The 11,978-nt window shown below is 71.6% G+C and carries 12 protein-coding genes and 1 pseudogene; 8 read left to right on the plus strand and 5 right to left on the minus strand.

From position 1 onward, the window contains the following. The first annotated feature begins 36 nt into the window (after positions 1 to 36). Positions 37 to 951 carry an SDR family oxidoreductase gene (locus FBY22_RS14070; protein WP_142145603.1) on the plus strand — a complete coding sequence of 305 codons (915 nt, stop codon included), beginning with the start codon at positions 37 to 39 and terminating at the stop codon, positions 949 to 951. A gap of 4 nt (positions 952 to 955) precedes the next feature. On the opposite strand, the pseudogene FBY22_RS14075 reads toward FBY22_RS14070, so the two are convergent. Then, a pseudogene (locus FBY22_RS14075) lies at positions 956 to 1,490 on the minus strand (hypothetical protein). A gap of 50 nt (positions 1,491 to 1,540) precedes the next feature. Here FBY22_RS14075 and FBY22_RS14080 point away from each other — a divergent pair. Together FBY22_RS14080 and FBY22_RS14085 are read left to right on the plus strand one after the other, a co-directional pair. Next, positions 1,541 to 2,338, plus strand: coding sequence for an SDR family NAD(P)-dependent oxidoreductase (locus tag FBY22_RS14080; protein WP_142145605.1), 798 nt, complete (start codon positions 1,541 to 1,543; stop codon positions 2,336 to 2,338). Positions 2,339 to 2,484: 146 nt separating this feature from the next. Further along, entirely contained in the window at positions 2,485 to 3,183 is a 699-nt protein-coding gene (locus FBY22_RS14085; RefSeq protein ID WP_142145607.1) for a L,D-transpeptidase, read from the plus strand. A gap of 25 nt (positions 3,184 to 3,208) precedes the next feature. Here the strand turns inward: FBY22_RS14085 and FBY22_RS14090 are convergent, their stop codons facing one another. Next, positions 3,209 to 4,408 carry a Gfo/Idh/MocA family protein gene (locus tag FBY22_RS14090; RefSeq protein ID WP_142145609.1) on the minus strand — a complete coding sequence of 400 codons (1,200 nt, stop codon included), beginning with the start codon at positions 4,406 to 4,408 and terminating at the stop codon, positions 3,209 to 3,211. Positions 4,409 to 4,568: 160 nt separating this feature from the next. Between FBY22_RS14090 and FBY22_RS14095 the strand changes: the two genes are divergently transcribed. From FBY22_RS14095 to FBY22_RS14100, 3 genes are all read left to right on the plus strand, one after another. After that, complete coding sequence (locus tag FBY22_RS14095; protein ID WP_142145611.1) at positions 4,569 to 5,729, plus strand: ROK family transcriptional regulator; 1,161 nt, start codon at positions 4,569 to 4,571, stop codon at positions 5,727 to 5,729. 112 nt (positions 5,730 to 5,841) lie between these two features. Beyond that, on the plus strand, positions 5,842 to 6,006 hold the full coding sequence (locus FBY22_RS44145) for a hypothetical protein (RefSeq protein WP_174267050.1): 165 nt from the start codon (positions 5,842 to 5,844) through the stop codon (positions 6,004 to 6,006). 143 nt (positions 6,007 to 6,149) lie between these two features. Continuing rightward, positions 6,150 to 6,887, plus strand: a complete 738-nt coding sequence (locus tag FBY22_RS14100; RefSeq protein WP_260844830.1) for an EamA family transporter — start codon at positions 6,150 to 6,152, stop codon at positions 6,885 to 6,887. 9 nt (positions 6,888 to 6,896) lie between these two features. Here FBY22_RS14100 and FBY22_RS14105 read toward each other — a convergent pair whose 3' ends face one another. From FBY22_RS14105 to FBY22_RS14115, 3 genes are all read right to left on the minus strand, one after another. Continuing rightward, positions 6,897 to 8,276: a S1 family peptidase gene (locus tag FBY22_RS14105; protein ID WP_142145613.1), complete on the minus strand. Its 1,380-nt coding sequence runs from the start codon at positions 8,274 to 8,276 to the stop codon at positions 6,897 to 6,899. A gap of 114 nt (positions 8,277 to 8,390) precedes the next feature. Beyond that, complete coding sequence (locus tag FBY22_RS14110; protein ID WP_142145615.1) at positions 8,391 to 9,221, minus strand: SAM-dependent methyltransferase; 831 nt, start codon at positions 9,219 to 9,221, stop codon at positions 8,391 to 8,393. A gap of 55 nt (positions 9,222 to 9,276) precedes the next feature. After that, positions 9,277 to 10,275, minus strand: a complete 999-nt coding sequence (locus FBY22_RS14115) for a hypothetical protein (RefSeq protein WP_260844831.1) — start codon at positions 10,273 to 10,275, stop codon at positions 9,277 to 9,279. A gap of 25 nt (positions 10,276 to 10,300) precedes the next feature. Between FBY22_RS14115 and FBY22_RS14120 the strand changes: the two genes are divergently transcribed. Further along, positions 10,301 to 11,482, plus strand: coding sequence for a MalY/PatB family protein (locus FBY22_RS14120; RefSeq protein WP_142145619.1), 1,182 nt, complete (start codon positions 10,301 to 10,303; stop codon positions 11,480 to 11,482). Positions 11,483 to 11,545: 63 nt separating this feature from the next. Further along, entirely contained in the window at positions 11,546 to 11,932 is a 387-nt protein-coding gene (locus tag FBY22_RS14125) for a PPOX class F420-dependent oxidoreductase (protein ID WP_142145621.1), read from the plus strand. Positions 11,933 to 11,978: the final 46 nt, after the last annotated feature.

Genomic DNA, 11,978 nt, shown 5'->3' on the forward strand with positions numbered 1-11,978 from the left:
ACCGTGACGACATCCGAGGGATACGGGAGGCCGGACATGTCCGCAGCACTCGAGGGAAAGGTCGCGCTGGTCGCCGGGGCGACACGCGGAGCGGGACGCGGGATCGCGGTGGAGCTCGGCGCCGCCGGCGCCACCGTCTACGTCACGGGACGCAGCACCCGCGCCCGCCGCTCCGAGTACGACCGTCCCGAGACCGTCGAGGACACCGCCGACCTGGTCACCGAGGCCGGCGGCCACGGCATCGCCGTACCCACCGACCACCTCGACCCCGCCCAGGTCCGCGCCCTCGTCGACCGGATCGCCGGGGAGCAGGACCGGCTCGACGTCCTCGTCAACGACATCTGGGGCGGCGAGACCCTCTTCGAGTGGGACGCCCCGGTCTGGGAGCACGACCTCGACAAGGGTCTGCGGCTGCTCCGGCTCGCGGTCGAGACGCACGCGATCACCAGCCACCACGCCCTGCCCCTGCTGCTGCGCCGGCCCGGCGGGCTGGTGGTGGAGGTCACCGACGGCACCGCCGAGTACAACCGCGACACCTACCGGGTCTCCTTCTTCTACGACCTCGCCAAGGCGTCAGTCCTGCGCATGGCCTTCGCCCTCGGCCACGAGCTCGGACCGCGCGGCGCCACCGCCGTCGCGCTGACGCCCGGCTGGATGCGGTCGGAGATCATGCTCGACCACTTCGGTGTCCGCGAGGACAACTGGCGCGACGCCCTCACCGACGTCCCCCACTTCGCGATCTCGGAGACCCCGCGCTTTGTGGGCCGTGCCGTCGCCGCGCTGGCCGCCGACCCGGACGTCTCCCGCTGGAACGGTGAGTCGCTCTCCAGCGGCGGACTCGCGCAGGTCTACGGATTCACCGACCTCGACGGCAGCCGCCCGGACGCGTGGCGCTACCTGGTCGATGTGCAGGACGCGGGCAAGCCGGCGGACACGACGGGCTACCGCTGAGAGATCAGGTCTGCGGCACGGGCGGCAGCGGCCAGCGCGCGGAGTGACCGGGCGGCAGCGCCAGATCCCGCCGTACCGCCGCGTAGTAGGCCTGCCGCCCGGCCCGCTGCCGTTCCAGCAGTGCCTGCCAGGCCGCCGGATCGCGGGTCTCCTCGCGCAGGAACAGCTCCATCCGTATCACACAGGTGACCCAGGCGCGCGCCTCCTCCACCACCTCCGGGCTGCCGAGCAGGAGCAGCGACTCCCCGGCCGGGTCACGGGACGTCGTGGCCTCGGCGATCAGCGGCGCCGCCTCCTCGGGCGACAGGGGGTGGGGGTGGGGGTCGTTGCCGAGGCGGGACGCCACCCGGTAGGAGAGCGTGACCGCGGTCTTCAGCACCCGCGCGTAGCCGGCGTACACCGCCAGCCGCCGCTCCTCCCAACGGGCCTCCCTCCCGCCGGAACCGGGCCTGATCACCCCGCACCACGGCCAGGTACGAACCGAGCGCGCCGATAACCACACCGATCAGCGCGGGGAGTTGCTGTATGAACGCGGACATGCGCGCACGCTGTCTGCCCCCGGAGATCGTTCCGGGAGTAGGTTCGGTCCATGGCTGACTCAAAGCGCTTCGCCGGACACGGAGTTCTCGTCACCGGCGCGGCCCGTGGCATCGGGGCCGCCATCGCCCTGCGGCTGGCCGAGGAGGGCGCGCGCGTCCTGCTGACCGACACGGACGGCTCCGAGGCCGCGAGGACCGCGACGGCACTGCGCGAACAGGGCCTGCTCACCGACGCGTTGGCGTGCGACGTGACCGACCGGGTGGCCGTGGAGGCGGCCGTCGCCCACGCCGTGGACGCCTTCGGCGCGCTGGACGTCCTGGTGAACTGCGCGGCGCACTGCACCCCGGACACGCCGCTGTTCGAGGACGGTACCGAGGAAGGGTGGGCGCGCGACCTCGACACCACACTGACCGGGGCCTACCGGTGCAGCCGCGCCGCCCTCCCGCACCTGGCCGCCTCCGGCCGCGGCGCGGTCGTCAACATCGGCTCCGTCAACGCGGTGCAGGACTTCGGCAACCACGCCTACAGCGCGGCCAAGGCGGGCCTGATCTCCCTCACCCGCACCATGGCCGCGCACGTCGCCGGCCGCGGCGTGCGCGTCAACCTCGTGATGCCGGGAACGGTGCGCACCTCCGCCTGGGAGGGCCGGGACGAGGAACTGGACGCGATGCGCACGCTGTATCCGCTGGGGCGGGTCGGTGAGCCGGACGACATCGCCGCCGCAGTCGCCTTCCTCGCCTCGCGCGAGGCGTCATGGATCACCGGCACCGCGCTCACGGTCGACGGTGGCCTCACCGCCGTCAACACAGGGTTCCTCCGGGCGACAGGACAGCACCGGGATGTCTGAGAACTCACGCTGTGACCTCGGGCACTGCGAATGTCACCGTTTCGTCGCATCGTGGGCGATCCCTGCAACCGATCGCTGGGCACGCCGGTCTAGCTTGCAGACACCGCGAATCAGAAGACCACACCACACGAGAGGCAAGGCCGGCCATGGGGGACATACGCAGACGGGGAGCCGTCGTACTCGGGATCACCGGACTGGTGGCACCGCTCACACTCGTTCTGGGCAGCGGATCGGCCCAGGCGTCCACGAGCTGCACCACCTCGACCGGCCCGTACCAGAAGCAGGTGGAGAAGTTCGTCGGCCTGCCGGTCGACGGCAAGCAGTCCACCAGTGACTGCAAGGCCATCAAGGCCTTCCAGACCAAGCACGGCATCACGCCGAACATCGGCTACGCGGGCTCCGTCACCTGGGGCGTGATGGATCTCATGAACAAGCAGAAGGCCGTCGGGAACAACCCGAACAAGGACGGCAAGTGCCCGACGAACAAGGGCCGCATCGCCTGCGTGAACCTCACCCTCCAGCTCAGCTGGATCCAGGACGGCAGCAGGCTCGTCTACGGCCCCGTCCCGGTGCGCACCGGCCGCGACGGCTACGAGACCCGCACCGGACTCAAGAAGATCTACTGGCGGGACATCGACCACGTCTCGAACATCTACAACGTGCCGATGCCCTACAGCCAGTTCTTCGACGGAGGCCAGGCCTTCCACTCGGTGAACCTGAGCATGTGGAACCCGCCGGGCTCGCACGGCTGCGTCAACATGACCCCGACCACCGCCAAGAAGTACTGGTCGCTGCTGAAGACGGGCGACGACGTCTTCGTCTACGGCCGCAAGCCGGGCACCTGAGCAGGCACCCGGCCACGGCGTCCCGTCACTGCGGGGCGTCCCCGAAGTCCGGGATCTCCAGCCGTACGCCGCCCTGCCGCGCGGACTCGTGCGCGACGATGCCAGGCAGGGTGTAGCGGGCCGCCACCCACGCGTTCACCGACGGCAGCGACCGGGTGTTGACGGCCGTGACGAAGTCGTCGACGAGGAAATGGTGGCTGCCTTCATGACCGTTGTGCAGGTTGTCGAACACCCGCGGCAGCCGCGCCCGGTCGTGCACCGGCGCCGAACCCGAGGTGAAGGCCGCCCGCAGCTCGGGCGCGATGTGCCGCAGTGACGGGTCGTCGGAGGACATGGTGGGCTTGGGCTCCAGCAGTTCGCTGATGTCCTTCACGCCCTTCTTGTCCTGCCACAGAGCCACCGTCGCGAGCTGCTCCATGCTCGCCTCCGTGCCGAAGAACCGGAAACGCGACTCCCGGATGTGGGAGGGATAGCCGACCCGCCGGAACTCGTTCGTACGGAACGAACCCCCGCCCGCCACCTCGAACAGCGCGGTGGCGTTGGAGAAGTCGTTGCCGAACTGGCTGACGTCCTTGTCGAAGATGCCGTCGCCGCGCTCGTCGACCACACCGATCGCCGACACGCTCGTGGCGTACGTCTGCCAGGCGCCGAGCACCCCGCCCACCGAGTGCGTCGGGTACAGCAGCGGGGGATAGCTGGCGGTCTGCTTCCAGTTCTCGCCGCCGCTGTACTGGTACGCCTCGTAGAACCCGAGATCCATGTCGTGGACGTAGTCGCCCTCGGCGTAGAAGATCCGCCCGAAGGCACCCTCGGCGATCTGGTTCCGCGCATGCACGGTCGCCGGGTTGTACTGGCTGGTCTCGCCCATCATGTACGTCAGCCCGGTCGCCCGGACCGTGTCGATGATGGCGGCGATCTCCTCGGTGCTGATCGCCATGGGAACCGCCGAGTACACGTGCTTGCCCGCGTTGAGGCCCTGAAGGACCAGCGGGCCGTGCGTCCAGCGCTGGGTGAAGACGGCGACGGCGTCGACCGCCTCCGACTCCAGCATCGCCTGGTACGAGGGGAAGGTGCCCGCCAGCCCCTGCGCGGCGGCGAGTCGTTCGGCCCGGTCGGGCAGAAGGTCGGTGACGTAGACGTCGCTGACGCCGGGATGGGCCTGGAACAGCGTGGCGAACTGGCCGGAGAACTGGCCGGCGCCGACGATGCCGAGCGAGAACGTCATGGAGGCACTGCCCTTCACTGGTCGAGAGTCCACTTACTTTCGCCACGGAAGAATTCACGCGTCAAGAGGAGGGCGAAGAACTTTTCCAGGCGGTCCCGCCGCTCTAGAGTGGCCCCATTGGTTCCATGGCGAAAAAAATGCATGTGGGAGTGTGACCTCCATGACCACAGTTGCCGCGAGCTGGCTTCCGCTGAGCCCCGGGGAGCGCTCGGTCGCGATCGAGGTGCTCGTCAACGGCCCGCTGTCGCGCACCGAACTCGCCCGTCGCCTGGACCTGTCCGCGGGCAGCCTCACCCGGCTGACCAAGCCACTGATCGAGTCCGGGCTGCTGATCGAGGTCGTCGAGGCGGGCGCGCCCCCGGAGGTGCGCCAGGGACGCCCCTCGCAGCCGCTCGACGTCGTCGCCGAGTCCCGCTCCTTCATCGGTTTCAAGATCACCGAGGACAGGGTCTACGGCGTCGTCACCACCCTGCGCAGCGACATCGTCGCCCGCCACGACCGGCCGCTGACCACTCACGAACCCGCCGAAGTCGCCGACCTCCTCGCCGAGATGGCCGGCGAGCTCGCCGTCGGCCACTCGCGCCTGGCCGGCATCGGCATCGGAGTGGGCGGGTTGGTCGAGGGCCGCGCGGTGGTGGGCGAGTCGCCTTTCCTGGGCTGGAGGGACGTCCCGCTCGCCGGGCTCGTCGAGGAGCGCGCGGGACTGCCGGTCGTCGTCGAGAACGACGTCGCCGCGCTGGTGGAGGCCGAGACCTGGTTCGGTGCCGGCCGCGGGCTCGACCGCTTCGTCGTCCTGACCATCGGCGCCGGCATCGGCTACGGGCTCGTCCTGGGCGGCAAGCGGGTGCCGAACGCGCCGGAGGACCGTGGCTTCGGCCGCCACTGGATCATCGACCCCCACGGCCCGCTCACCCCCACCGGCGAGCGCGGCAGCGCCGTCTCCCTGCTGACCATCCCCAACATCCGCTACCAGGTCGCCGCCGCCACCGGCCGCGATGCGGCCTACGAGGAGATCCTCGCCCGGGCCGCCGCGGGCGAGCCCATGCCGGCCCGGGTCGTCGACGAGGCGGCCCGCGCCCTCGGCGTCCTGATAGCCCAGATCTCCAACTTCGTGATGCCCCAGAAGATCCTCCTGGCCGGGGAGGGCGTCGGGCTGATGGATGTGGCGGGGAACACGGTACGGCGGACGATCGGCTCCCAGCGCCACCCGCACGCCGCCCCTGTCGACCTGGAGACGAAGGTGTCCGATTTTCACGACTGGGCCCGTGGCGCCGCGGTTCTGGCGATCCAGGTACTGGTGCTCGGGGCGGTGGAGATCTGAACTCCCCGGCGGGTTCGGGCAGATGGACGTGATCAGCGACACGGTCCGATATGCCCGTTTCCTTCCTGATTACTCACGGCGCCTTCACGTCCGGGGCCTTATGCTTCACAGCATGTCCACCACTGTTGAACCGGTTTCCGATCGCTCGGCGGCCGAGGTCAACGAGGAGATCCGAGCCCTGTGGCTCCGGTCCGGCGGGACACTGACGGGCGAGCAGCGCGAGGAGTACCAGCGCCTCGTGCTGGAGTGGGCCGCCGCGGCCACGCAGCCGGCCTAGCCGCACCCGACCGCAGTCCGCCGGGAATCCCGGCGCCCGACCGGGGCACCCCGGTCCGATGGGCCCTCTCCTCGCACTGGCCTCGGCCGTGCTCTACGGCATCGTGGATTTCACCGGCGGGATCCTGTCCCGCCGGTTTCCGCATGCCACCGGTCACCTACCTCGGCCAGCTCGGCGGGCTCCTGCTCGCCCTCTGTGCCGCCCTCCTCGCACCTCCCGACGCCGTCCATCTCTCCGACCTGCTGTGGGGCGCCCTGTCCGGCGTCGGCAGCGGCATCGCCATGACCTTCCTCAACCGAGGTCTGAGCCGCGGCGCCATGAGCGTGGTCGTGCCGGTCAGCGCGGTCACCGGCGTCGCCCTGTCTGTGCTGTGCGGAGTGCTCGTCCTCGGCGACCGCCCCGACGCCGTCGCCTGGATCGGGATCGTCGTGACGGTGCCGGCGCTCTGGCTGGTCTCCGGGGGCGCGGCGGGCGCGACCCGGGGAGCCGGTGACGGCCTGCTCGCCAGCGCCGGGGTCGCCGTGCAGTACGTCGCGCTCGGACTGGCCCATCCCGGGGCCGGGCTGTGGCCCGTGGCCGCCGGCCGCGTCGCCGCCGTACTCCTGCTGACGCCGACCGCCGTCCGGCACGGACCGCCGCGGCTGCCTGCGCGGGCGACCGCCCAGGGGCTCCTCGTCGGAGCCGGTGCCGCCCTCGGCCTGACCCTCTATCTCCTCGCCGCCCAACGGCAGTTGCTCGCCGTCGCCGTGGTCCTCGCCTCCCTCTACCCCGCCCTCCCCGTCGTGCTCGGCCTGACCTTCCTGCACGAGAAGGTCACCGGGCGCCAGACCACCGGCCTCCTCGGCGCGGCCACGGCCACCGTCCTGCTCACCCTCGGCTGAGCGGCGGTCCTAGCTCCAAGTCGCCGAGTAATAGCGCCGGTAGGCCTTGCGGTCCTGTTCCTCGCGGAAGTAGCGGGTCGCCACCAGGGCGATCAGGCTGCCGCCGATGACGAGCATGCCGGGACCGATGTTCTGTGGGTCGGTGAGTCGCGCCAGCAGGGTCTCGCCGGCGACGCCCGTGGCGGGGGCCGAGGAACCGGGGGAGGCGGCGCCCGGTGCGATCGAGCTGTGCATGGAGGAGGCCGACGGCGCGGGTGTGGGCGAGCCGCTCTGTCCGGCGGCCGCCTGCTTGGACACGATCAGCTGGACCCCGAGCGCCTGCATCGCCTTGGTCAGCGGCTGGAAGAACGTCGTGCCGCCCGTCGTGCAGTCGCCGCTGCCGCCCGAGGTCACGCCCAGCGCGATGCCGTCGGAGAACAACGGGCCGCCGCTGTCGCCGGGTTCGGCGCACACGTTCGTCTCGATCAGCCCGGTCACCGTGCCCTCCGGGTAGTTGACCGTCGCGTCCAGCCCCTTGACCTCGCCGTCGTGCAGCCCACTGGTGCTGCCGCTGCGGAACACCCGCTGCCCGACCGCCGCGTCGGCCACGCCCGTGATGCGCACGCCGTTGCCGTTGCCGATGGCGACGATGTCGGCGCCCTGGCCCGCCGAACCGCTCGCGTACTGGACCAGCGAGAAGTCGTTGCCGGGGAAGTTGGACTGAACCGTCGTCCCCAGCTGCTGGTTGCCCTGGTTGTCCGCGAACCACGTGGACCCCTTGGGCCCGCAGTGCCCGGCGGTGAGGATGAAGTCGCTCTGCCCGTTGGTCACGTTGAAGCCCGCCGAGCAGCGCCCGCCGGTCGACAGGATCGGCTGCGCCCCGTTGAGCCGGGTGGTGAACGTGCCCTGCGTGCGCTCCATTTGCACGAACCCACCGATCCCGGAGGCCACCTTCGTCATGCTCGACCAGTCGGAGGCGGAGACGGTGCTGTCGGCCTGCACCACGATCCGGTTCGTCCGGTAGTCCATGACCCAGGCCGTCCCGGCCACGCGCGGCGCCGCGCGCAGCGTCCCGGTGGCCGCCCTCAGTTCGTTCATGCTGTGGCCGACCATCTTCGCCCGGGCGCCGGCCCGCTCCACCTGGGCGGCGGCCTTCTCGTCGGTCACCGCGACGACCGTGCGCCCCGACGAGTCGATCCACGTACCCGCCGTGCGCGCGGTGCCCAGCCGTGAGATCAGCGAGGCGCCGGTGCCGGACGCGGAGTCCGTGGCGGCGAACGGCACCGCCGAGGTGCCCGACGGTTCGCTCGCCATGGCGGCCTGCGTCACCATGGCGCCCCCCAGAAGGAGTCCGCCGACGGCCGCCAGCCGCGTCACTCGCCGGACGATCCGTCGTCGTGCGTGCCTCATGCATGGCTCCCGAACCCGAACGCGCGGCGTCAACACCGCGGGGCCCTCCGGTCGTCGAGCGCCCTCTTCCCATACGTGGCGGGAGCCGCGCGCGTTCAGCGCGCCGACGATCTTCTAGCGTTTGCGGCCCACCCCGCCGTAGATCCCCACCTCGTCCGGTGTGTCCCCGTCCCCGTCGTCCGGACGCCAGCGCGAGCACGTCACCACGCCCGGCTCCAGCAGCTCCAGCCCGTCGAAGAAGCGGACCACGGACTCGGTGGTGCGCTGGGTCAGCTTCGGGGTGCCGTGCTCGTTCCAGAACCTGACCGCCTCGTCCACCTCCGGCAGCGCCGGGCTCGTGACGGTGTGGGACAGCACGAGGTGGCTGCCGGCCGGCAGCGCGTCCATGAACCTGCGCACGATGCCGTACGGGTCCTCGTCGTCGCCGACGAAGATGACCACGCCGAGCAGCAGCAGGGCGACGGGACGGCTGAGGTCCAGAGTGCGGGCGGCGCGCTCCAGGACCGACTCGACGTTGCGCAGGTCCTCGTCCAGGTGGTCGGTGCGGCCCTCGGGGGTGCTGGTGAGCAGGGCGCGGGCGTGGGCCAGGACGAGCGGGTCGTTGTCGACGTACACGACCCGGGCGTCCGGGGCGAGCCGCTGGGCGACCTCGTGCGTGTTGTCGGCGGTGGGCAGCCCGGTGCCGATGTCGAGGAACTGCCTGATCCCGGCGTCGGTGACGAGATGACGCACGGCGCGGCCGAGGAAGAGCCGGTCGGCGCGGGCGTACTCGCCGATGCCCGGGTGGAGTTCGCGGATGCGGTCACCGGCCACCCGGTCGACCTCGTAGTAGTCCCCGCCGCCCAGCCAGTAGTTCCAGATCCGGGCCGTGTGCGGGCGCAGCGTGTCGATGCGTCTGCGCAGGGCCGCGGCCGGATCTTCGGTGGCTGCCGGGTTCTCCGTCACGGGCTCAGCTCCTGGAGGGCCTGGTGGTGCGGTGGGCGCGCTGTCAAGAGGCAATCTAGACGGCGGAGTTGATGTCTGCCGAGGGTTCGGAGCAGGTCGGTCCTGCGGTCCCGAGCAGCGCCCGCGCGATGTCGTCGCCCCATACGGACGCCGCGTCCACGTACGGGCGCAGCAGCGTGGTGAGCGCCGGGTCCGCGCGCCCGTTGAGCTCGTCGGAGGCGATCTTGCGGGCGATCCCCGCGAGGAAGTCGGCCAGTTGCACCCGCGGGTCCTCACGCGCGACCACGAGCCGCACCCCGGCGAGGCGGATGCCGGAACGCCGGGCGGTCTTCTCGATCCAGGCGATGCGCTCCGGCGTGAGCATGTTCTGCCGGTCGTGCACCAGGCGGACGCGCCGCCCGCCCGCGCTCCAGTAGGCGGCCGTGGCGACGATCGCGGGCAGCAGCGGGTTGAGCACCGGAACCAGCGTCGGCCCGGCGTCGATCCGGGCGCGATAGGCGTCCGCGCGCGAACGGGCCGCCGCCAGCCGTTCCAGCACCGCCGCGACCTCCGTACCCGCGTGCGCGCGCCGCAGCGCGTCGACGGTACGGAAGAACACCTCGGCGGGTTCGGAGGGTTCCCCGTCGTTGCGCACCCGCAACAGCCGGTTGGCGGCCTGGAGGAACTCCCGCCAGCGCTCGTCGCCGAGCGTCCGCCGCCCCTCCCGGAACAGCGGCAGGGCCTCGGCGCCGTCGCCGAGCAGCAGGTCGGCGGCCCGGTCGACGACGAAGAACGCCTTCTCCGTCAGGTGCACATGGGCCCTCCCGTGCAGCGGCCCCCCGGGAGCGAGCAGCCACTCCAGCACCGCCCGGTGCTTCTCCCGCAGCAGATGGTTGGCCTTGTACTCCTCCGCGGGCGAGCGGATCCGGTCCCGGACCTCCCGCAGGTACCCGGCCGCGGTGCCGACCTCCAGCAGCACACTGGCGTGCGCGAACACGTCGGTGTTGCCGCCGGTGAGGTTCTCGCCGTCCGATCCCGACTCGTCGCACCCGACTTCCAGGTCGTTCCAGGTCACACCACAGCCCCCTATCTTGTGCCCCATGAACAGGATCGCGCACGACACACCCGGTGAATCAAATCCTTTGCGCGCCCTCACCCTCGACGTCCTGCGGCGGCGCACCAGCATGAAGTGGCGCACCTACCCGCCCGACGTGCTGCCGCTGTGGGTGGCCGAGATGGACGTACCGCTCGCCGAACCCGTCGTCCGCGCGGTCGGCGACGCCCTGGCCCTCGGTGACACCGGCTATCCCTTCGGCACCGCCTACGCCGAGGCGCTCGCCGCCTTCGCCGAGAAGCGATGGGGCTGGGACGGCCTCGCCGTGGAGCGCACGGCGATCGTGCCGGACGTGATGCTGGGCGTCGTCGAGATGCTCAGGCTGGTCGGCGGCCCGGGGGACCCGGTGGTCGTGAACACGCCCGTGTACCCGCCCTTCTTCCAGTTCGTCGAGCACATGGACCGGCCGGTCCTGCAGGCGCCGCTCGGCGCGGACCACCGCATCGACCTCGACGTCCTGGAGGAGACCTTCCGGCAGGCGGTCGCCGGCGGCCGCCGGGCGGCCTATCTGCTGTGCAGCCCGCAGAACCCGACGGGCACCGTGCACACCGCGGCCGAACTGGCCGCCGTCGCCGCCCTCGCCGACCGGTACGGCGTGCGGGTGGTCGCCGACGAGATCCACGCCCCGCTGACCGCCGCGGGCGTGGACTTCGTGCCCTATCTCAGCGTTCCCGGCGGGGAGCACGGCCTGTCGCTGATGTCGGCCTCCAAGGCGTGGAACCTCGCGGGTCTGAAGGCCGCGCTCGCGATCGCGGGCCCCGCGGCCGCGGCCGACCTCGCCCGCATGCCGGAGGAGGCCGGCCACGGTGCGAGCCACATCGGCGTCATCGCCCACACGGCCGCCCTGCGTGATGCGACCGGCTGGCTGGACGCCCTGATCGCCGGTCTCGACGACAACCGGCGCCTGCTCGCCGACCTGCTCGCCGCCCAGCTGCCCGGCCTCGCCCACCGGCCCGGCCAGGCCACCTACCTCGCCTGGATCGACTGCCGAGGGCTCGGCCTCGACGGGGATCCGGCGGAGGTCTTCCTGGAGCGGGGCCGGGTGGCACTGAACTCAGGGATTCCGTTCGGCGAGGGCGGCGCGGGCCACGTACGCCTGAACCTGGCGGCCTCGCCCGAGGTGATCGAGGAGGCGGTACGGAGGATGGCGGCGGCCGTGCACCCGTGACGGTCCGACCGCGGCCGCTCTCCCCATCTGCTGCGCGCGCCCGGAGTTGCCTAGACTTCTGTCATGGACGACACGGCGCTGGAACGGCTCGGCGAGGGCAAGTATCTGCTGGTCACCAGCTACCGCAAGAACGGCACCCCCGTCGCCACCCCGGTCTGGGTGGTGCGCGACGGGGACAGCCTCGGCGTGTGGACCACCGCGGACTCCTGGAAGGTCAAGCGCATCCGGGCCCGCGGCGACGTTCTCGTGGGCCCCTGTGACCTGCGCGGTCACCCCACCGGCGCGCAGATCCCGGCGACCGCGGAGATCACCGACGGGACGACCGTGGCCCGCTACCGCGAGCTCATCGCCCGCAAGTACGGCATCGTGGGCCGCCTCACGCTCCTCGGCAGCCGACTGCGCCGGGGCGCGGACGGCACCGTCGGCATCCGGGTGACCCTCAAGCCCTGACATGCGTAAGGCCGCGCGTCCCCTTGGAACAGGGGCCGCGCGGCCG

The sequence above is a fragment of the Streptomyces sp. SLBN-31 genome (assembly GCF_006715395.1).
Taxonomy (GTDB): domain Bacteria; phylum Actinomycetota; class Actinomycetes; order Streptomycetales; family Streptomycetaceae; genus Streptomyces.